This is a genomic window from Komarekiella delphini-convector SJRDD-AB1 (genome assembly GCF_014831675.1).
Taxonomy (GTDB): Bacteria; Cyanobacteriota; Cyanobacteriia; order Cyanobacteriales; family Nostocaceae; genus Komarekiella.
Genome location: NZ_VJXY01000054.1, coordinates 22,123 through 42,560, shown reverse-complemented (window position 1 = coordinate 42,560; position 20,438 = coordinate 22,123). Strand labels below are relative to the sequence as shown.

18 protein-coding genes are annotated in these 20,438 nt (G+C 43.3%); 8 read left to right on the top strand and 10 right to left on the bottom strand.

All coding sequences use genetic code 11. From position 1 onward, the window contains the following. Positions 1-574: 574 nt before the first annotated feature. Positions 575-1,837, bottom strand: a complete 1,263-nt coding sequence (locus tag FNW02_RS31135; RefSeq protein WP_191761311.1) for an HhoA/HhoB/HtrA family serine endopeptidase — start codon at positions 1,835-1,837, stop codon at positions 575-577. A 190-nt stretch (positions 1,838-2,027) separates the two neighbouring features. Between FNW02_RS31135 and FNW02_RS31130 the strand changes: the two genes are divergently transcribed. Continuing rightward, the gene (locus FNW02_RS31130) at positions 2,028-4,115 is read left to right on the top strand and encodes a caspase, EACC1-associated type (RefSeq protein WP_191761310.1); all 2,088 of its coding nucleotides are present in this window, start codon (positions 2,028-2,030) and stop codon (positions 4,113-4,115) included. 484 nt (positions 4,116-4,599) lie between these two features. Then, the gene (locus FNW02_RS31125; RefSeq protein WP_191761309.1) at positions 4,600-4,827 is read left to right on the top strand and encodes a hypothetical protein; all 228 of its coding nucleotides are present in this window, start codon (positions 4,600-4,602) and stop codon (positions 4,825-4,827) included. Positions 4,828-4,881: 54 nt separating this feature from the next. On the opposite strand, the gene FNW02_RS31120 is transcribed toward FNW02_RS31125, so the two are convergent. Both FNW02_RS31120 and FNW02_RS31115 read right to left on the bottom strand, forming a co-directional pair. Continuing rightward, positions 4,882-5,469: a Uma2 family endonuclease gene (locus FNW02_RS31120; protein ID WP_191761315.1), complete on the bottom strand. Its 588-nt coding sequence runs from the start codon at positions 5,467-5,469 to the stop codon at positions 4,882-4,884. 61 nt (positions 5,470-5,530) lie between these two features. After that, complete coding sequence (locus tag FNW02_RS31115; RefSeq protein ID WP_191761314.1) at positions 5,531-6,370, bottom strand: prephenate/arogenate dehydrogenase; 840 nt, start codon at positions 6,368-6,370, stop codon at positions 5,531-5,533. A 166-nt stretch (positions 6,371-6,536) separates the two neighbouring features. Between FNW02_RS31115 and FNW02_RS31110 the strand changes: the two genes are divergently transcribed. The 3 genes from FNW02_RS31110 (at position 6,537) to FNW02_RS31100 (ending at position 9,707) form a co-directional block, all read left to right on the top strand. After that, positions 6,537-8,102 (top strand): pentapeptide repeat-containing protein, encoded by a 1,566-nt coding sequence (locus FNW02_RS31110; protein ID WP_191761308.1) that lies wholly within the window; start codon positions 6,537-6,539, stop codon positions 8,100-8,102. A 56-nt stretch (positions 8,103-8,158) separates the two neighbouring features. Next, the gene (locus tag FNW02_RS31105; RefSeq protein ID WP_191761307.1) at positions 8,159-8,752 is read left to right on the top strand and encodes a DUF1517 domain-containing protein; all 594 of its coding nucleotides are present in this window, start codon (positions 8,159-8,161) and stop codon (positions 8,750-8,752) included. 70 nt (positions 8,753-8,822) lie between these two features. Beyond that, positions 8,823-9,707 (top strand): hypothetical protein, encoded by an 885-nt coding sequence (locus tag FNW02_RS31100; protein WP_191761306.1) that lies wholly within the window; start codon positions 8,823-8,825, stop codon positions 9,705-9,707. 284 nt (positions 9,708-9,991) lie between these two features. Here FNW02_RS31100 and FNW02_RS31095 read toward each other — a convergent pair whose 3' ends face one another. Beyond that, positions 9,992-10,321 (bottom strand): hypothetical protein, encoded by a 330-nt coding sequence (locus FNW02_RS31095; protein ID WP_191761305.1) that lies wholly within the window; start codon positions 10,319-10,321, stop codon positions 9,992-9,994. A gap of 609 nt (positions 10,322-10,930) precedes the next feature. On the opposite strand from FNW02_RS31095, the gene FNW02_RS31090 reads away from it, so the two are divergent. Continuing rightward, complete coding sequence (locus FNW02_RS31090) at positions 10,931-12,052, top strand: Gfo/Idh/MocA family protein (RefSeq protein WP_191761304.1); 1,122 nt, start codon at positions 10,931-10,933, stop codon at positions 12,050-12,052. 649 nt (positions 12,053-12,701) lie between these two features. Here FNW02_RS31090 and FNW02_RS31085 read toward each other — a convergent pair. The 5 genes from FNW02_RS31085 to FNW02_RS31070 all read right to left on the bottom strand — a co-directional run bounded on the left by FNW02_RS31085 (position 12,702) and on the right by FNW02_RS31070 (position 15,222). Continuing rightward, positions 12,702-13,220 carry a hypothetical protein gene (locus FNW02_RS31085; protein ID WP_191761303.1) on the bottom strand — a complete coding sequence of 173 codons (519 nt, stop codon included), beginning with the start codon at positions 13,218-13,220 and terminating at the stop codon, positions 12,702-12,704. Positions 13,221-13,300: 80 nt separating this feature from the next. Then, positions 13,301-13,504, bottom strand: coding sequence for a ChaB family protein (locus tag FNW02_RS31080; RefSeq protein ID WP_191761302.1), 204 nt, complete (start codon positions 13,502-13,504; stop codon positions 13,301-13,303). An 83-nt stretch (positions 13,505-13,587) separates the two neighbouring features. Then, positions 13,588-14,235: an aldo/keto reductase gene (locus tag FNW02_RS31075; protein WP_263627840.1), complete on the bottom strand. Its 648-nt coding sequence runs from the start codon at positions 14,233-14,235 to the stop codon at positions 13,588-13,590. Then, positions 14,222-14,707, bottom strand: coding sequence for an aldo/keto reductase (locus tag FNW02_RS39705; protein WP_263627839.1), 486 nt, complete (start codon positions 14,705-14,707; stop codon positions 14,222-14,224). The genes FNW02_RS31075 and FNW02_RS39705 overlap by 14 nt, the downstream gene beginning before the upstream one ends. A 53-nt stretch (positions 14,708-14,760) precedes the next feature. Beyond that, positions 14,761-15,222 carry a pyridoxamine 5'-phosphate oxidase family protein gene (locus FNW02_RS31070; RefSeq protein WP_191761301.1) on the bottom strand — a complete coding sequence of 154 codons (462 nt, stop codon included), beginning with the start codon at positions 15,220-15,222 and terminating at the stop codon, positions 14,761-14,763. A 282-nt stretch (positions 15,223-15,504) separates the two neighbouring features. Here FNW02_RS31070 and FNW02_RS31065 point away from each other — a divergent pair, with 282 nt between their 5' ends. Further along, positions 15,505-15,969, top strand: a complete 465-nt coding sequence (locus FNW02_RS31065) for a M67 family metallopeptidase (protein ID WP_191761300.1) — start codon at positions 15,505-15,507, stop codon at positions 15,967-15,969. Positions 15,970-16,080: 111 nt separating this feature from the next. Next, positions 16,081-17,253: a molybdopterin-synthase adenylyltransferase MoeB gene (gene moeB / locus FNW02_RS31060; RefSeq protein WP_191761299.1), complete on the top strand. Its 1,173-nt coding sequence runs from the start codon at positions 16,081-16,083 to the stop codon at positions 17,251-17,253. 313 nt (positions 17,254-17,566) lie between these two features. Here the strand turns inward: moeB and FNW02_RS31055 are convergent, their stop codons facing one another. Then, a complete protein-coding gene (locus FNW02_RS31055; protein ID WP_191761298.1) occupies positions 17,567-20,308 on the bottom strand; it encodes a DUF3536 domain-containing protein in 2,742 nt (913 codons plus the stop codon). Between the last annotated feature and the right edge of the window lie 130 nt (positions 20,309-20,438).

The following is a 20,438-nucleotide window of genomic DNA, read 5'->3' as shown; positions in this document are numbered from 1 at the left end:
TCGTTCGCGTAGCGTGTCGTAGACAGAGGCTTCGCCTTAAGCGAAGCCATGCCGCAGGCTTTACGGCATGGCTTCTCTACTTTGAGGCTGCGCCAACGCTGAGAGCGAGTCTTGTCTGCGACACGCTACGCGAACGAGCGTCGGCAACCTCCGCAAGGGAGTGGCTCCCCATGAGCGACTGGCGTGGGCTAGGGGGGATCTAGGTTTCAGCCTTCAGTGCGTAAGTCCTATAAATGTTTTTATTTCATCGCTTTTTCAAATTGTCAAAGTTAACTCTAATAAAAATTTAAACGCGATTTTTAGTAGCTAAATTAATTTCAGGTAAGAATTACCTTAAAACTTCTACTACTGTTTGCTCAGATCTTGCACTTCTTCCCACAACCTTCTCAGAATTCATTCTGAGGCTAATAGTTAAAGTCTTCTAAAGAAAACTGAGTAAAGGATGTAGGTTGGGTTGAGGTACGAAACCCAACGCCTCAAAGTCTTGTAGGGGAAAGGGGTAAGGGGGAAAGGGAAAAACCTTACCTTTTAACCACCTTTAACCTTTTCCCTTCTTAAGAGTCCCCAGTCCCCTTTACTGAACTTGAGTCGGGAAAGCGCCAGGTTGCACAGCTAAGTTAAGATTTTGTCCATTGCGACGCAACTGTAGGCGCAAATCTCCGCCGACTTGGGTCTTTTCGACTGCCCTTTGGACACCGCTAGCATCTGTGACTGATTGACCATTGAGTGTTTGGATCACATCACCAGGGCGTATTCCGGCTCTAGCAGCTGGTGAATCTGGCATAACTCTCACAACTAATACACCTTGATCTTCAGCCACATTTAAACCGCTACTAGGGTCTGAGTTGATATTTTGTTTTAACTCAGGTGTTAGTCCCACCATCTGAATCCCCAGATAAGGATGCTGTACTTTGCCTGTAGCTATCAGTTGATTGGAAATGCGTTGAGTTGTGTTGATGGGAATGGCAAAGCCTATTCCTTGTGCTCCCCGGATAATGGCTGTATTCATACCAATCACCTCGCCACGGGCATTTAGCAGAGGGCCGCCAGAGTTGCCAGGATTAATCGCTGCGTCTGTTTGAATAAATTCAACTCGCTTATCGGGAGCACCTATTTGATTGCTAGTGCGTCCGGTGGCGCTGATAATCCCTGTAGTAACACTATTATCTAAACCGAGGGGGTTGCCGATCGCGATCGCCCATTCTCCCGGTTGTAGTTGGTCTGAGTTACCCAATGCCACTGTCGGCAGATTGTTTCCCTCAATCTTCACAACAGCGACATCTGTTAATGAGTCTCTCCCCAACACTTTACCAGGTAAGGTGCGCCCATCTTTAAGTGTCACTGTCACTGTGTCAGCACCAGCAACTACGTGAGCGTTAGTTAGAATACGACCATCGTCACTGATGATAAAACCTGAGCCAGTACCCCGTTCTACCCTTTCTCGTGATTCTGGCAATTGCGAACCAAAAAAGCGGCGGAAAAACGGGTCGTTAAATTCTTCTGGTATCTGGCTTCTGACTGTTCGAGAAGAGTTAATCCGTACTACAGCCGGCCCAACCTTTTGCACAACCCCAATCACAAAGTTAGGATCTGTAGCCGCTGGTAAAGGAGGAGCTGCATTTACTGGACTCACTGCCAAATTAGAGGCACTCTCAGATACCTTCTGAGGATTAGAAGCCAGATAGCCGCCTGTCAATGTCATCCCTGATCCCAGCAGCACCAGCGATAGAGAGGCAGCAGCCTTTTTCCAGGGAGATTGATTACGGTATTTGGCATCAGAAGTGTTATTTGAAATACTATTTAATTTGTGTTCTCTGTCGCGAGATTCGTTTTGCATTGCTGTCTGGAAGAATATTTAGATTTACTATTAATTGTAGATATGATTTTTGACGTTTTTGTTGCGAAGGTATTGCGCTGGTGTGAAAAGTTTGGTATGTAAACCGCGTATTTACTTGATTGACTAAGAAATAACCTATACAATTCCTCAAAGAGACTCTTGATACTAAAAAATACACAAGACAGCAACAATGGCTAAGGTAGCACTACTGATCGGGATTAGTGAGTATGAGCCTGATTTAAACCCGCTACCAAGTGCTGTCAAAGATGTCGAAGCGATGCGGCGAGTTCTGGTAAACCCAGAAATGGGCGACTTTGCCGAGGCAAATATCACGGTACTAAAAAATCCTCAACGCCAGGAAATAGAAGACGCTATCTACAACCTTTTCACCAATCGCCAAAAAGACGACTTACTGCTATTTTACTTTTCTGGGCATGGGATTAAAGATGAAAGAGGCAAGCTTTACCTGTCAACTCGCGCTACTAAAAAACAAAATGGCAAGCTGGTAACACCCTCAGCAGTCGCGGCTAATGTTCTGCACGACAATATCAACGATAGTCGTTCTCAAAGACAAGTTGTAATTCTGGACTGTTGCTTTAGTGGTGCGATCGCTCAAGGTATGACCGTCAAGGATGATGGTAATGTAAATGTGCAAGAGCAGCTAGGTGGTAAAGGAAGGGCAATCCTCACATCTTCCACTTCTACTCAATATTCCTTTGAGCAACAAGACTCAGAACTCTCCATCTACACACGCTATTTGGTAGAAGGTATTGAAAAAGGTGCAGCCGATAAAGATGGCGATGGCTGGATTTCCGTTGATGAGCTTCATGAATATGCCAGTACTAAAGTTCAAGAAGCGGCTCCAGCCATGACTCCTAAGTTCTATCCAGTTGAAGAAGGTTATAGGATTTTTATAGCCAAGTCGTCCAAGGATGACCCCAGTCTGAAGTATCGCAAGGAAGCGGAAAGCCGCGCCAAGTCGGGTAAGGGTAAGTTTTCTGTCTTTGCTATTGAAATAATGGAATCCAAGCGGATTGAGTGGGAGCTATCTGAGGATGAGGCAAAGGCAATTCGAGAAGAAGTTCTGCAACCATATCTGGAGTATGAGCGTAAACGGGTTCAGTATGAACAAGCGCTGATTCGTGCAGTCAATGAGGAATATCCTTTTAACGAGGATGAACTGCAAGAATATCAGCAATATCTAGGACTAAGGGATGAGGATATAGCTGCAATTAAACAACGAGTGCTTGCGCCGAAACAAGCTGAGTATGAGCGCCAGCAACAGGAAGCAGAAAGATTACGCCAAGAGCAGGAACAAGCCGAATATCAAAGGCAACAAGCAGAATTACAAAAGCAACAAGAAAGGACATCATCTACACCTGTTTTTCAGCCGCAATTTCCCCCAAGCATTCAAACTCAGCCGTTTGAGTTCGAGTTTGCAACCTTAACTCTAAAATCGTCGGGATTTTTGGGCATGGGGAAAACTTGTGAAATTAATCGCAGTTGGGGCCAAGCCGAGTTTTTCTCAGAAAGCCTGGGTAATGGTGTCGTTCTGGAGATGATTGCAATTCCTGGCGGTCGGTTTTTGATGGGTTCTCCAGAGAATGAACCAGAACGAGACGACTCTGAAAGTCCACAGCACACCGTCACCATTCAACCCTTTTTCATGGGTAAATTTGCGGTTACACAGGCTCAATGGGCAGCTGTAGCCATCCTGCCCAAGGTTGAGATTGATTTAAAGCCAGATCCATCCAACTTCAAAGGTGCTAAACGACCTGTTGAGTGCGTGTCTTGGAATGATACCATTGAGTTTTGTGCCAGATTGTCTAACAAAACTGGGAAGACTTATCGCTTGCCTAGTGAGGCAGAGTGGGAATATGCTTGTCGGGCAAGAACGACTACCCCGTTTTTCTTTGGCGAAACCATTACGACAGATTTAGCGAATTACAACGGAAACTATACTTACGGCTCTAGATCAAAGGGGAAATATCGTCAGCAAGCAACAGATGTCGGAAATTTTCCACCCAATTCCTTTGGTTTATTTGATATGCATGGTAATACATCGGAATGGTGTCAAGATAGTTGGCACAAAAATTATGAAGGAGCACCAGCCGATGGTGGTGCTTGGATAAATGGAAATGATCAACGGCTGCTGCGCGGTGGTTCATGGTACAACGGGCCGGGGCGCTGCCGTTCTGCTTACCGCGTTAGGCTCACGCCGGGCGGTAGGAACGCCTACTTCGGTTTTCGGGTTGTGTGTTCCCCTGCGAGAACTTAATGAGCATTTAAGTTAAGTTGCATAAAAGCAGGACTAGAGCCGCTTGCTACAAGCGAATCATTCTAGAAAAATGAATGACAATTAGCTCATTCATTAATCCAAGTACTCAGAAATTCTACTTGATTTTGCATTTATTCTACTGACTTAGCTGCAATTAACCTCAAAATACCGCGCATTAGTTCTCCCACTGAGTAACGTTGCTGCTCTGAGCGGTTAGCAAGATATTCATCTGCTGATTTTAACAGTTATATTTTTGTCAAGCCCAAAGTCTTTAGATTGTATTTCAGGGCAAACCCATCTAAATTTCACGCTTGTAGGGTGCGGCGCAGCAATTGAATTTAAGCACTAAAGTGCTTGCAAAACAAGGACTAAAGTCCTTACTACAAACTTGCTTGAGTGATCTCAGATCCCCGACTTCTTGAAGAAGTCGGGGATCTAGCAATCCATCTTTGCCTACGCAGTCCATGTTCCACAACTTACGGGAGTGATTCGAGGACTTACGGGAACGGTTCCACAACTTATGGGAGCGGTTCCACAACTTATGGGAGCGGTTCCACAACTTACGGGAACAGTTTCAGGACTTACGGGAGCGGTTCCAGGACTTATGGGAACGGTTTCAGGACTTACGGGAACGGTTTCAAGACTTATGGGAACGGTTTCAGGACTTATGGGAGCGGTTCCAGGACTTATGGGAGCAATAGCTAGTGATTAAATATCGAAAAATTACCAGTACTACCTGAAAATTTTACATAATTTATCCGTTGCTTTATTCCTCAATTAACTCAAAATTAACCCGCTCATAAATATCACGCAAGGCAATTTGGAAATCGATGGAATTCAGTACTAAAACTGCATCTTCCTCTTCATACTCCTTGAAAATCCATTGCCCTTCTGCTTGTTTGATAAATTGTTCAACTGTAAAACTGTATTGATCAATCATAATATATTCTTGAAACTCAGGAATTGAACGGTAATATTTAAACTTATCTGTTTTGTCATAATTTTTAGTAGAGTTTGATAATACTTCAATAATTAACAAGGGATTGATAATAGTTGTCGTACCACTTCCTTCATAGATAGGCTTACCTTTGACAACCATCACATCAGGATAGGTATAGACACGATAGCGAGGTATCCATAACCTTACATCCCCAAAATAAATTTCATAATCTTGCCCTTCTACTGTCACAGGAAATTTTTTATAACAATTCCCTGCTATTTTATTGTCGTTAGTTGTTCCCCCTGTCATGGGTATAATTTCTCCATCTCTGTATTCATTTTTATATTCAGCCTTTTCTTCTAATTCCAGATATTCTTCGGGGGTGTAATAACGCTTCTCTGTTTGTAAAACCATATTAATTAACTCATTAAATGTATGAATTGGTGCGTTATTAATAGCGTAACGCACCCAATAACTACTCCACAAAGTCAGGTCGTGCCTTCCCCGTTGCGGTCAATTTTTCTTCTAAATCTGTCCATTTTTCTTGCTCAATTAAGTTAGTCAATTCATCAAGATTATGGCGATACTGTTGCAGCGATCGCAATAATGCTTGGCGATTATACTGAGCCATCATAACGCCCAACTCTGGATTACCACCACCCACGCGACTGGTATCTCGAAAACCAGAACTAGCTAGCTTTTGGGCTAATTGCAAAACATCGGGGTCAGTTTCGCTGATGCAAGCAGCAATCAACGAGGAACTAACCATTACAGGTAAATGAGAAATCCAACTTACAGCGCGGTCATGCTGCTCTGGCTGACAATGGTAGATATTCGCCCCAAGCGATCGTACTATTTCCTCTACAACGTTAATTGCGGCGGTTGCTGTTGTCGCATCCGGTGTTAATACATACGGTTTGCCGACAAATAAATGTCGATGTGCAGCTTCAATACCACTGTCTGTGATTCCTGCCATTGGATGACCGCCGACAAAATGATCCCAAAGAGGAGAAATCGCCTTGACTATCGGTGCTTTCACCGAACCCACATCAGTCACAACCGTAGTCGGAGACAAATAAGCGATCATTTGCTCAAATTGGGGAACAATGAGGGCGATAGGTGTACAAATAAATACCACTTCTGTGGTTGCCAATAGGCTCATATCAAGTGACGCCTGATCAACACTGCCAAGAGCAACAGCCTTTTGACAGGTTGATTCACGGCGACTCACTCCCAGGACATGATGTCCTTGCGATCGCAAATCAAAACCCAAAGATCCGCCTATCAGTCCAAGTCCTAAAATCCCAATATTCATTTTTGATTTTGACATTTCATCTCTTACATATTTTCTGCATACTTTACCAACTATTAAAATCGGCATCTGATATCAAATCAATTGTTTGAGTTTTCTGTCGTAGCCTGTTGCTAATGACTTTCAATCTAAAATCCAAAATCCAAAATTGGTGTGAGGGGTAGCATCCATGACTGTAGAGGAATTGCTGGAAAAATATGCGGCAGGAGTTTTAGACTTTAGTGGTGTTGACCTCTCTGAAGCCAACTTGAGCGGGGCCAAACTCATTGGCGTGAATTTTAGCCAAGCTAATTTGAGTGTAATCAACCTGAGTGGCGCAAATTTGAGCGAAGCCAACTTGAGCAATGTCAAGCTGAATGTTGCCAGACTCAGTGGCGTGAATCTAAGTAGCGCCATCTTAAATAATGCTAGTCTCAACGTCGCTAATTTGATTCGAGCGGATTTGAGTCGCGCTCAACTCAGAGGAGCAACGCTGATCCGCGCTGAGTTGATTCGCGCTGACGTTAGTCGCGCTGATCTGTTTGAGGCCAATCTCTCCAGTGCTGACTTGCGAGAAGCGACATTGCGACAAGTGAATCTCCGTCACGCCAACTTGAGCGAAGCAATTTTGAGAGGTAGTTCCTTGACGGGTGCAAACTTGGAGATGGCTAACTTAAACGCCACCGACTTGAGTCGCGCTGACATCAGCGGCGCAAATCTGCGAGATGCCGAACTTAGACAGGCAAATCTTAGCCATGCTAACCTCAGTGGAGCAGATTTGAGTGGGGCAAATCTTCGTTGGGCAGATTTAAGCGGGGCAAATCTTCGCTGGGCAGATTTGAGCGGGGCAAAATTGAGTGGAGCTAACTTAATTGGCGCAGACTTAAGCAATGCGAATTTAACGAACACAAGTTTAGTACACGCCGATTTAACTCAGGCAAAATTAATTAGAGCGGAATGGGTTGGCGCTGACTTAACGGGAGCAATTTTAACTGGGGCAAAACTTTACGGTACATCCAGATTTGGTTTAAAAACTGAAGGTATGAATTGTGAATGGGTTGATCTCAGTCCTACAGGCGATCGCTCCATCATTCAAAAGTTCCATTCGGAAGACTCACGAGACTTTTTTAATGAAACATCGCCAACAATTCGCATAGTTGTTGATGCAGCCCTAGAACATGAAGCTAATTTTGCTCTTGCTGGCGCTTACTACCAAATTGCTCAAGAATATAAAGAGTTAAGACAACCGCCAAGTATGGAAAGCGGCCGCCGCCGGACTGTTTTTACTTTCCGCGTAGATAGCGACGAAGCTTTACTTCCTACGGCTTATATCGCAATTCTTCCTTTTTATGATGCGGTATCTAACCAAAAAAATATTTCTAGTATGGTGGAAATGATTAAAAATGAAGTTATTGCTAACCAGGATTTAAAATCCCCCCAGATGGTGAAACAATTAATCATGCTTTTAGAGCAAGCTATGAGTAAAGCTACCACCATTAAACAGATGAAAAAAAATTTGGAAGTAGCAGCAAAACTAAACTTTTGTAAAGCGCCTACCCAGACAATCTTAACTAATTCCAGTGCCCATACTTTGATTGTGCATGACAATCCCAACTTTGGTAAAAGATTTATTAATCGCTCTGCTCTTAATGCTTCAGTTTATGATGATATATCCAATGAAGCGACCAACTCTACAATGCCTTCGTTAAATATGGTTGTAGATTTTGTTAAAGGATTTCATTACATTAGTCATTAGTCATTCCAGCTTAAAACAAATGACAAAGGACAAAAATAATTTCTAGGAGGATAAAGATGCGCGATTCTTTTAATAGAATGATCGGTCGGACTCGCTATGTAGTTTTTCGCCTATTTCTGCATTTAGGGGGAGGTGAAGTAGCACCAATTTTGGGAGTATTAAATAGTGCTGGACGGGATGCGATCGACTCTGAGGGAGACTTGGACGTTTTGGGAGAAGCATTAGTAGAAATCTGCCAAACCCTATTGCAATATGATGAATATTGGCTTTCTGCTGCCAATGAAGGCGATGTATTTTGGGATGAAGGCGAAGCGGGAGATTACGTGAATGAATTATTTACTGACTCCGCCCAAAGATATCTTAGTGAACCAGATTACAGCCCTGACTCAGAACTTAATGAACCTTTATCTATTCCTGTGACGCGCAACGTAGTTGTGATGATTACAGTAGCTTATGAAGGAGAAGTTCCAGACTTGGAAACTGACTTTTCTAGCGTTCAGGCACTAAAGGAAGGTTTGAAAGCTTTAATCAATTTGCATTACAAACATAAACTCAAGGCAATCCAAGTGCATTTTTCCCCAGCGCAGTTAGGCGATGAACTCACTAGCGATCAGCTATTACAACATTACCCAGAATTGATTCCTTTATAATTTGTTGGGTAGTCCGTACTGACTGTTCACATCGATCACTTGTTAAGCTCGGAGATAGGACAATAATGCAATGCTCATGACTATAGTGCGTAAATTTACAGCTGTTTTTTTAGCCCTGAGTTTGTGTGTGACAACTGTCGCTTGTGGGGGAGGAAACGAAACTACCTCTTCTCCTTCAGCTAAGAACGTTAGCCAGACTTCAGCTACCACCAAACTCAATGATGGTGAGTACCAAATACAACAAGCTACATACGACGATGCAACTGGGGAGTATACGCTGTTTTTGCTCAACAACACGCCCCCTAGGTTTACAACCGAAAATTTGCAAATGGCACGGCTGACTGATGACGAAGTCAAGCAAGGTAAGAAAAGTTACTTGAAGGTAGATAACGGACAGCCAAGTTTATATCTGACGGAAGACTTCAAAATTGAATATGTCCATAACGTTACTGAGAACAGAACAAATCCCCAAACAGGACAACAAGAAACGGTTGTAGTCCGCCGTGAAAATGGCTTCTGGGCACCCTTTGCCGGGTCTGTAGCTGGTGCTGTGGCTGGTCAGGCGCTTGGTAGTCTATTGTTTAGACCCCAGTATTATGTACCCCCTGTCTATCAGCCAGGAGGAGTGATGACTGGCTACGGTGGATATGGTAGAAGCTATGACCAAGCAGTTAGTAGCTATCGCTCTCGCTACAATGCGCCACCCGCAGCCGTGAGGAATCGCACTGCTTTCCGCAGTACAGGAACAATTAGAAGGTCATATCCTGGTAATTCAAATGTACGGACTTCACCACGCACCACTACAGGAAACCGTCCTTCTGGTTCCGGTTTTGGCAGCAGCGAACTCAGACCATCTGGCAGAACTGGCTCAACCAGACGCAATACGGGAACTGGTTTTGGCACTAACCGACGTTCTTCTGGTAGTCGCTCATTTGGTACTGGTAGACGCCGTTAATAAATTTCAAGTTCAAACAATTTAGTTGCTCTTAAATGCTTTGGTGCTGAGTAGTTTTCACTCAGCACTTTTTTGATGAGGCGATGTTATACCAATTTAAAAAAAGAATGTGACAGATAAACCATTTAGAGACGCTGCAATGCAACGTCTCTACCAAAGGATTTGTTGCAATTGAATAGATTAATTTACAGGATATAAAAATTCGCTGAATCTATACCGATTAAGTTAAAAGATGAATCTAGAGTAACTCAAATTCCTCTAGAAGCTGGTTTTAACTAATCCAATCATGAGGCATAAGGGCAAAGTAAACCAGTGTAGCAAATACCATGTGCATGTAGATAAGTCAGATAGTAGGAAATACTAAAAGCAAACATTGCCAAGAGAACAGGAATCACCGTACTATACTCCAACTGCTGTTTTTTTAACATTCCTAAACAAGATATCGGAACTACTAAAGGCCAAAAAATAGTTGTGATCAAAAACATTACAAATGACAAGAATTTATCTTCTGGAGAAGAACTAGGATGACGCAGGGAAAATATTAACCAATTGCCCAAAAAATAGCATGTCATTAATAGATAACCAATAATTAAAGCCACTTGTATTTGATTCATTGTAAACGCTCCTTAAGTTTTATGAGATTCTTCAAATATCTGCATGAAGTTATACAGAGTTGGCTCAGGGTAAATTCAGGTGCTTGAACGACGAGAGTTTTCACATTGAATAACGCTGATGCTAATAGGATATTTCGCAATCATATAAATGTTAGTCGAAGCTTGAAAACACAAAAATCAGTACTTGCACCCAATTTAAAATCAAAACGATCAGGCTAGCAATTATACTCATTAATTGCAGTTAGTCTGTTCTTGGTATAGCGCAAATTTTAAAGCGTTTCAAAATCAAATGCATACACTACTAGCTGGATATAGGAATTTGCACCGCTGTATATTTTTAACAACGGCTGTAAATAAATATAAAAGACTTTACACCTATACCAAAAAAATTTCAAGATAAATGCATTCGCTTTAGTTCACCGTTGACACATAAAATTTGATGCACCCAACAGAGGGCCTATTTTTCAAATATGTTGGCGGATGCGATCGCTTCATTCACACTTAAGCATGATTAGAGCTTATCTCATTAGTAGGATTGAATATTTAATAAACTCCATCAAGCTAAAAGAGGGTTTTTTGAAATCAACTTATTCATTGAGAGGTCTAAAAATGACAGCTACAAACGGAAAGGGCAAAATTCGTTACGCCGTTGTTGGTTTGGGTTGGTTTGCTCAAGAAGCTGCTTTACCTGCGTTTACTCATGCTCATAACTCTGAATTAGTTGCTCTAGTTTCAGATGATCCCACTAAACGTGAAGAAGTTAGCAAACAGTATGGCATTCAACGTACTTATTCCTATGAAGAGTACGAGGACTGCCTTACAAGTGGTGAGATTGATGCAGTTTATATTGCATTACCCAATCACTTGCATCGCGATTACACTGTGCGGGCGGCTAATCAAGCAATTCATGTACTGTGCGAAAAACCAATGGCAGTCACCGAAGAAGATTGTGAGGCAATGATTAAAGCTGCCAAAGACAACAATGTGAAGTTAATGATTGCATACCGCTTACATCTAGATGAAGCAAATTTGCAAGCAGTTGAAATTGTACGATCAAAGCAAATCGGTGAAGCACGCATATTCAATTCAGTCTTCACTCAACAAGTGGAGGAGGGCAATACTCGTTTACGAAATGTAACTGGGGGTGGTACGCTTAACGACATTGGCATCTATTGCATTAATGCTGCACGTTATTTATTTCAAGATGAACCAATAGAAGTCTTTGCTGTAGCTGCCAACAAGGGAGAACAACGCTTCAGTGAAGTGGAAGAAATGACTAGTGCTATCTTGCGCTTTCCGAATGAACGACTGGCGACATTTACCTGTAGCTTTGGGGCAGCAAAAGTTTCGACCTATCAAATTGTGGGTACAAAAGGCGATTTACGAGTAGAATCCGCCTATGCTTGGCAGGGAGAATTGAAGCACTACCTCACAGTTAATGGTGAAACCCAAGAGCGCACCTTTGCTCCTCACGACCAGCTAGCGGCTGAATTCACATACTTCTCAGATTGCATTTTACAAGATAAAGACCCAGAGCCATCTGGGATGGAAGGATTAAATGATGTTCGGATTATTCAGGCGTTATATCACTCAATTGAGACAGGTCAACCTGTACAGTTAAAATCTTTTGAGCCGCATCAACGTCCCACATTAGACCAAGCTATTGAGCATCCTCCTCTTGAAGAGAAGCCAGACCTAATTAATGCTGCTCCACCTGCTGGCAAGTCGTAAGATAATTTTAAGTATTAATTAGAAATTAGCCTAATCGTTGCCAACTATCTAGAACACCGATTCAGTATTCAAGATAAAGGCGAAAAAAACCGATTATTTCGTAGAGACGTTGCATTGCAACGTCTCTACTGAATTGTGGTTATAGAACTGTGAAAAGTTATTAGGACTTACGCACTGAAGGCTGAAACCTAGATCCCCCCTAGCCCACGCCAGTCGCTCATGGGGAGCCACCCCCTTGCGGAGGTTCCCGACGCTCGAGGACTCGCTCTAAGCGTTGGCGAAGCCTCTCGAAGAGAAGCCATGCCGTAAAGCCTGCGGCATGGCTTCGCTTAAGGCGAAGCCTCTCGTTCACGAAGTGTCTCCGATAGGAGAAGAGAAGGCTTTACGCTGCGCTATCCGTTGTGGGGAGTGGCGTGGAAACCCCCTTGGCGCTAGCCTCTCCCTTTGGGAGAAGACCGCGCTGGCTCCCCTTCAAAAGGGGGGAATTTATAAAGCCCCCTTTTTAAGGGGGTTGGGGGATCTGAGTGCGTAAGTTCTGGTTATTTTGATATTTGGCTATCCTGCCTATTCCGTAGTTTTGAACAAAAGAATTTTTCACCATTTATAAATCTGCAATAACTTCTGGCAGTGAGGCTTCATTTAATCAAAGTTACGTACCGCTTGGTTCTTCTATATAGCCTTGAATATTTTCCGGTTCAAATTGACGAAGTAAGCGAGTTGCTTCGCGGATTAAATCTTCATTTCCGTTCACTACAATTAGGTACTTGCCAGCATTCAAACGGTTACGATAGGGTAAGGCATCGCCACTACCAACTGTTAAACCGACTCCTCGACCGATTAAAACAGCACCTAATGCACCGGATGCTGCTCCCATAAGACCAGCAATAATTTCATTACCGAAGGCAGTAGCTTGGGGAAAAATCTCAATTTGTGTGAGGAAATTGAAGGTATAGCCTGCTATAAATCCGAAGGGAACAAGCCAGTATAACAGCCGATTTGTCTGTTTATGAGCTTGCTTTTCGGGGTCAATTAATCCAAATTCATCGGCACTCTTATAACCCTTGCCCAAGATATTAACTTGTGACATTTGCATACCCGCTTCTTCTAGAGCAGAGTAGGCGGCTTCTGTTTGTCTTTTATCTGGTAAGACTGCAACAAGGTAATTCATAATGATAAAGTTTGAAATATACAGATCTACATCTAAATTTTGTCAAGCCAAACTCAGTTTTAGAAGTAATTTTGTCTTAGTTATTCTGGCTTTTTGTGCCATTGTTCATCATCGCCTTTTTCGTAATCGCGCTTGACTGCACTCCAAGCAACACGAAAAGCCCGTTCTTCTTCGCCATATTGTTCTTCAGCGCTGTTGAATGCAGCCCGAAAAATTTCTTGAGCGTGCTTGGGTAAGTTTTCTTTGACTGAATCTGGTAAGTCTTTAATATGTTTGTAAGGCATAAATTTCATTTCCTTACTTAACGTCCCAAAAACTTTTTTTTTCCTCTTACTCTCCTACTTTCCCCGGAGGTTTAGTCAAAATATTAAGTCTGCATCTGGCTTTGGGGTGGAAAGCCGTGCTGGATTCTGCCGACATCGCCATCAAATTTCATGGAAGTTTTGAAGAGTTCAAAACGCCCATCAGCGGCATACTGAGCGCAGCGATCGCGCAAAGCTTGCATTTGTTCTGCTGGCATCGGTTTAAAACTCCGAGCGATCGCTAAATTTTGACGCAATATTTTTAGTGAATCAATACCGCTAACAAGGGTGGCGATCGGTAAACTCAAGACATAACGCAAGGCTTCCTCTGGGGTTACTACACCTTTTTTAATGGCGTCGCCTGTACCGCTGAGGCTTTTCATGCCAATTGCAGCGATTCCCCGTTTGTTGAGTTCCGGTAGCACTTGTTTCTCAAAGCTTCTAAAGCTGGCATCAAAACAATTGAGGGGTAATTGCACCGTATCAAACGGATAATTGTAAGAGAGCATTTTCAGATGAATGGCCGGGTCTTTGTGACCTGTAAAACCAACAAACCTAACTTTACCCTCTTTCTTTGCCTGATCCAAAGCTTCAATTACCCCATTAGTACGGAAGATCCTTTCTGGATCGTTGTCGTAAACAACCTCGTGGATTTGCCACAGGTCAAGGTGATCAGTTTTGAGACGGCGTAGGGATTCCTCAAGTTGCTGCATTGCAACTTGGCGAGCGTCCGTGGCTACATACCTTCGTCATCAAAAAAACCTGATCTCGTCGCCCTTGCAAAACTTGTCCCATCCACTCTTCACTACGATGCTGGTTATACTCCCAAGCGTTATCCATAAAGGTAATGCCGTGATCAATGGCTTCTTGGATAATGCGAATCGTCTCTTCTCGGCTGTTTCCTTGGGCTACAGTTGCGCCTCCCAAAGCGATCGCTGATACTTGTACTCCTGTTTTTCCCAGTGGACGATGAGGAATTTCACCAGTAGTTTTGTTATTCATTGCAGTTGCAGATGATTTTTGGACTTGTGCCGCTTCTACTGCGGAATTACTATTTAGGATATGGTCAGCGATAATTGCTCCTGCGCCTGCACCAATAAAGCCTAATCCTTGTAAAAAATGCCGCCGTTTTAGCTCTGGAGACAGATGCTTTGAGGCGGCTTCATCATCATTGTTACCTGACATTGACTTTTGTAATTAAACTTACTTTTACAATTTCAGCTTAGGAATCCTAGTTCTTAAAGCTGTGATAATGTCAATAAATTAATTGTTTGTGGCTTAAAGCTTGATTGACTATCCCAGTAATCAACCTGATTAATATTTACCTTGAGCAAGGCAATATCAGCTTCGGCTAGTCCTTTAGGAAACCAGGTTTGAAGTTCCGGCTTCCATAGTTCTCGCATTTTGTTGCGGTCTTGCACTAATTGTGCTGTACCTGATATGGAAACGAATCTTTGCTGATCCGGTGATGAGTAACTGACATTGACTTGCTGATGGTGTTCAATATCAGTCACTTTGTGAGATTTAGCATAGGTAAAAAACCAAAGTGTGGCATCAGAATTAATCTCACCACTTGTTGACATAGGATAACTATGCAAGCTTCCATCATCATTAACTGTAGTAAACATCCCATAATCAATATCTTTGATTAGTTCACGCAGTTTTTGAATTTCTGGCTCGCGGTCTGTAGAAGCTGTCATTGTTTGTACTCTTTTTTCTTTTTTTTCTGGAGTCTAATTTTTGATGACAACCAGTTTTAAAGCTGTAAAGCTATTATTTGTTAGTATTAACGTTTTTTATTTTAAATACGTGAGTCTAGAGGTGTAATTCTGATATATTTAGCAATTTTGATTATGTCTGTAGAGAGAGATATTAATTAAGAGTGTTGTCTGAAGACAAAAACTACCACCAATAACTGGAGAGTGTCGCAGCAAACCAAGATTGAAACAAGCATATAAATAACCAAAATTAGGAATGCAGACATGATCAGAGTCAGCCAAGAACATTTGCAAACTATCCGCACTCATGCCGAAAACATTTACCCTGATGAGTGTTGCGGTATAATTTTAGGCTATCTGAGCAGTGAGGGTAAAACTGTGGTTGAAGTAATGCCAACAGAAAATGCTTGGAGTACAGAGGCGGCTGATTTCCTAGGTGAGTACACACCAGAAAGTAAAAGACGGCAATATGCGATCGCACCCCAAGTTATGTTACAAGCACAAAAAGCAGCACGCGATCGCTCACTAAACATTATTGGAATTTATCACTCGCACCCAAACCATGCCGCCATACCTTCAGAATGCGATCGCCTATATGCTTGGCAAGGATACTCGTATATAATAGTTTCCGTCCAAAATGGTAAAGCTCAGGAAGTCCAAAGCTGGAGTCTTGATGATACTCATCAGTTCCAAGCAGAGGCAATTGAAATAGTAAACAGTAATCAATGAAGAACTAATAACTGAATAATTGATTGAAAATATAATTTAACGGCTTAAGTTCAAGACAGATATCGTTTTTCGATAGGATTAATATTCCCGCTCTTTCACATTACAACTCTTATGCTCAATCCGAATCTGGATGAAATCCAGTTGACAAAAGACGATTACGAACGTTACTCCCGACATTTAATTTTGCCGGAAGTAGGAATGGAAGGACAAAAGCGCCTAAAGGCAGCCAGTGTATTATGTATCGGTACAGGTGGATTAGGTGCACCACTGCTTTTATATCTCACAGCGGCGGGTGTCGGTCGTATTGGTATTGTTGATTTCGATGTTGTTGATACTTCCAACCTGCAACGCCAAGTAATTCACGGTACATCCTGGGTAGGTAAACCCAAAATTGAATCAGCAAAGCAGCGAATTCTGGAGATCAATCCCTATTGTCAGGTTGATTTGTACGAAACTCGCCTCACTTCCGAAAACGCCTTAGATATCCTCCGTCCTTACGATATTGTGGTGGATGGTACAGATAACTTCCCCACGAGGTATCTAGTTAACGACGCCTGCGTATTGCTCAACAAGCCTAACGTCTACGGTTCAATTTTCCGCTTTGAAGGGCAAGCTACTGTATTTAACTACGAAGGTGGGCCGAATTATCGTGACCTGTACCCAGAACCACCACCACCAGGAATGGTTCCATCCTGTGCAGAAGGTGGCGTACTGGGAATCTTGCCAGGGATTATTGGTCTAATCCAAGCAACGGAAACTGTCAAAATCATTATGAAACAGGGTAATACCCTGAGTGGGCGACTGCTGCTGTATAATGCTCTAGAAATGAAATTTCGGGAGTTGAAGCTGCGTCCAAATCCCATCCGCCCAGTAATTGAAAAGCTCATAGACTACGAACAATTCTGCGGTATCCCACAAGCGAAGGCAGAGGAGGCGAAACAGCAGATGGAAATTCAAGAAATGACCGTTAAGGAATTGAAGGAATTGTTGGATAGTGGTGCAAAGGATTTTGTACTGCTGGATGTCCGCAATCCCAATGAGTACGATATCGCTAAGATTCCTGGTTCAGTTTTGGTACCTTTACCAGATATTGAAAACGGAAATGGTGTTGCTAAAGTCAAGGAAATACTCAATGGACACCGCTTGATTGCTCATTGTAAGATGGGTGGGCGATCGGCAAAAGCTCTCGGCATCCTCAAAGAAGCTGGGATTGTCGGTACAAATGTTAAAGGCGGAATTACTGCTTGGAGTCGGGAAGTAGATTCGTCAGTTCCAGAGTATTAAAAACGAACCGCAGAAAAAGTAGATAAGAGTCGGGGAGAGGTAGGAAGAATAATTCTTCCCCCTCTCCCCTATTCTTTTAGTAATTGAGTTAGCGATCGCATCTGTAAGCCTAGCACCTGGGGCGATCGCTTTCAAAATTGGTGTTAGGGCATTGATTCAGTAATTGTAAAAACCCGATTTATTTTCGGTAAAACGATGATTTTTCGTTAACTGTAGAGACGTTGCCATGCAACGTCTCTACGAAATAATCGGTTTTTTCGCCCCCGTCTTGAATACTGAATCGGTGTTCTAGTAGAAACTATGTTTCGGCTGTCTATGCAAATTTATTCCAAATCATGGCGACATCAACGGCTAACTTTTGCCCCAACTTGAGCAACTGTCGGCAATGATGAGTATCTTCGTCATTGTCTAGGGTGGTAGCACACAGAGGCACTATCTGACTTTGCAGACAGCTGAAGTACAGTTCTTGGGATCGCTGTAATGAGATATCAATATTGAGATGATCCCCAACATCAATCAATCGCTCCAACTGTTGGATATCTGCATTGAAACTACCATTAGCATCATGTAGTAATTGCCAGAGTAACCGCGCAATTAACTGTTCTAACATTTGCTTGCCTTCGGGAATATTCAACCGACAGCGCAGATGTTTTGCTTCAGTGGCGATCGCCTCCAATTCTACTATGTGATTCCACATCTTTTGGGGTTCGGTGATGTCTTGCTCTAGCGATCGCAATATCATCATACAGCGATGTCCTAAAGCAATCTCCGCCGCTACCTGCAATTCTTGCGGCACTGCTAGCTCATCTCGATGAAACGCCATCAGAACGCCGTAATTATCACGGTATGCTTGAGTATAAAGCTGACCTAAACGTGTCAGTGTTTCCTGACTGAGCAGCCGCATAATTCTATGACGTTCTTCAGCAAATAGATTTTGCAAGCTGAAAGCTTCTTCCCCAAATAGCTGTGTCATCGCCAAGATAGTATGAGCCGCACTTGCTTGTTGCAGTGCCCCAAACAGCTTTTCTTTTAATTGGCTGTAGTCACGCCGCCCGGTAAATTGTTGAATACAGCAATGAAAATCCCAGCCTCCCAGATGCAGCACAGCAAACACCAAATGCTCACTTTCCCAGGTAATTTCTGACACTAGCTTCAAATGTCCAACTACCAAAGTCAATGCTCCCATACGTTGCAGTTGGTAATCTAGCTCATTGGCGGTGTAGCAATAAACTCGTTTATGGGAAGTCTGAGAGTGTTTAGCGGCATCTTGTCCAGACTGAAAATTGCGCTTCTCCGTAGGTTTGTGATTAGCAAACAAGGAAGTAATAGCGTAGTGTGCTGCTACTTCTTTGAAACCAACCTGAGCAGTTAGCACCAGCTGGCGATATATTTCCGCACCGTGCTTGAAGTGATCGACATTACTGGGGGCTAAACCAAGGCGTTTAAGGAAACCTTTTTCCAACTGCACGCCAGCCACTTCTCCCGCCAGTTCCAAAGCACGAGCGGCATAGCGTAGAATCTGCGTTCCCTCTGGGCGGGAAATTTCTTCAAAAAACCAGCCGCAACTGGTAAACATCAGCAAAGCGTGACGCTGCATTTCCAATAGACGTAGGGCGTCTACTTGTTCTGCGGCTGTTAGTTTGCGGGTTTGATGGCGGGATAGAAAACGGCTAACATTGGCAGGAGAGCGATCGCGCATCACTTGGATATATTCATCTCGTGCTTGCCAGGGATCACGAAATAACTGCCTACCATTTTCCTCATATATTTCTATTAGCTGATCCCGCAGCCAATTCAAGGCATCCCGCAAAGGACGACGCCATTTTTGATGCCAAAGACTGCCTTCGCCACCGCAACCACAGTCATCTTGCCATCTGCCGACACCGTGAGCGCAACTCCATGCTGTGATTGACTTTAATTCCACTTCCCAAGCAGGAGAATTTAAGCTGAGGTAGTGAGCAAAGTTTGTCACCGTCCAACCATGTTGGGGAAACTCGTTGATAAAGGCAAAGGCTAGAGTTTTTTCGGTTCCCTTCTTGTGGTGTCCAAAGGTTTCCCCATCCGTCGCTACAGAAATTAATTGTGCTGGACGATGATCCCCACGCACGGCTGAACCGATGCGTCCGGCAAAGTGATGAGAATTATAAACAACATCGCTAAAACCCATATCCCGCGAGATTGGGCCGTCGTAGAAGAAGATATCTATATAAGGCAAGCCCTCTGTATTACCTTCTTCGTGGGGAGACGAAGAATGGTCAGTCTTGCCATTACTAGTAGCCATCACACTCAGAGGTGAAGATGTGCTGAGTGTAGGCTTCAAATAACAACGATAGGGACGTGTGGGATCAATCTGACTACCACCAACTTCGTGCCATTGGGGATGGGGATCATCCTGATTGGGCAGGGGACGACAACGCTGTGCCTGAGATGGTGCAAGGATAATGAAACGAATATTTTCGGCAACTAAAGCCTCTAGAGTGGCATAGTCTACACCTGTTTCCGCTAGCCAGATACCTTCGGGATCGCGGCCAAACCGGGAACGGAAGTCTTCTTTGCCCCAGCGAATTTGAGTATATTTATCGCGTTCATTTGCCAGGGGCATGATGATGTGATTGTATACTTGCGCGATCGCATTCCCATGACCATGCAAACGTTGGGCACTCTTAGCATCTGCCTCCAAAATCCGCTGATAAACCTCCACATCGTAGCGTTCTAGCCACGACATCAGCGTCGGCCCAATATTAAAGCTCAAATACTCATAATTATTCACGATCCCCGCCACTTCGCCTCGGTCATTTAAGACTCTGGCAAAAGCATTTGGGCGATAACATTCCCAATGAATCCGCTCATTCCAATCATGGAAAGGTGCAGCACTCGGTTGACGTTCAATCGCGTCCAGATAAGGGTTTTCCCTTGGCGGCTGGTAAAAATGACCATGTACCGTCACATAAACACCGATAGCCTTTCTCAGGGGATCAGTCTGTTGGGTGTTTGTAGAATCTGGATTTAATGTGAATGTTGAGCCAGAGCTAGCTGGCATTTCAGCAGAAGTCATGTATATATATCCAAAACAAAAAACTTGCAGTTGCGTCGAAAATATTGTGCGTAGACCTTTCTACAACAGTTTGGACACAAAATCCGGTATAGACGACAACTATGTGATTCAAGCAAATTTCCAAGGAAGC

Bases quoted from the DNA above. Each gene is read 5' to 3' on its own strand.
- FNW02_RS31070 (WP_191761301.1), bottom strand. From the start codon at position 15,222: ATGACAGCTTCTACAGACCGCGAGCCAGAAATTCAAAAACTGCGTGAA.
- FNW02_RS31115 (WP_191761314.1), bottom strand. From the start codon at position 6,370: ATGAATATTGGGATTTTAGGACTTGGACTGATAGGCGGATCTTTGGGT.
- FNW02_RS31095 (WP_191761305.1), bottom strand. From the start codon at position 10,321: ATGAATCAAATACAAGTGGCTTTAATTATTGGTTATCTATTAATGACA.
- FNW02_RS31090 (WP_191761304.1), top strand. From the start codon at position 10,931: ATGACAGCTACAAACGGAAAGGGCAAAATTCGTTACGCCGTTGTTGGT.
- FNW02_RS31065 (WP_191761300.1), top strand. From the start codon at position 15,505: ATGATCAGAGTCAGCCAAGAACATTTGCAAACTATCCGCACTCATGCC.
- FNW02_RS31120 (WP_191761315.1), bottom strand. From the start codon at position 5,469: ATGGTTTTACAAACAGAGAAGCGTTATTACACCCCCGAAGAATATCTG.
- FNW02_RS31105 (WP_191761307.1), top strand. From the start codon at position 8,159: ATGCGCGATTCTTTTAATAGAATGATCGGTCGGACTCGCTATGTAGTT.
- moeB (WP_191761299.1), top strand. From the start codon at position 16,081: ATGCTCAATCCGAATCTGGATGAAATCCAGTTGACAAAAGACGATTAC.
- FNW02_RS31130 (WP_191761310.1), top strand. From the start codon at position 2,028: ATGGCTAAGGTAGCACTACTGATCGGGATTAGTGAGTATGAGCCTGAT.
- FNW02_RS31085 (WP_191761303.1), bottom strand. From the start codon at position 13,220: ATGAATTACCTTGTTGCAGTCTTACCAGATAAAAGACAAACAGAAGCC.
- FNW02_RS31110 (WP_191761308.1), top strand. From the start codon at position 6,537: ATGACTGTAGAGGAATTGCTGGAAAAATATGCGGCAGGAGTTTTAGAC.
- FNW02_RS31135 (WP_191761311.1), bottom strand. From the start codon at position 1,837: ATGCAAAACGAATCTCGCGACAGAGAACACAAATTAAATAGTATTTCA.
- FNW02_RS31100 (WP_191761306.1), top strand. From the start codon at position 8,823: ATGCTCATGACTATAGTGCGTAAATTTACAGCTGTTTTTTTAGCCCTG.
- FNW02_RS31080 (WP_191761302.1), bottom strand. From the start codon at position 13,504: ATGCCTTACAAACATATTAAAGACTTACCAGATTCAGTCAAAGAAAAC.
- FNW02_RS39705 (WP_263627839.1), bottom strand. From the start codon at position 14,707: ATGTCAGGTAACAATGATGATGAAGCCGCCTCAAAGCATCTGTCTCCA.
- FNW02_RS31075 (WP_263627840.1), bottom strand. From the start codon at position 14,235: ATGCAGCAACTTGAGGAATCCCTACGCCGTCTCAAAACTGATCACCTT.
- FNW02_RS31055 (WP_191761298.1), bottom strand. From the start codon at position 20,308: ATGACTTCTGCTGAAATGCCAGCTAGCTCTGGCTCAACATTCACATTA.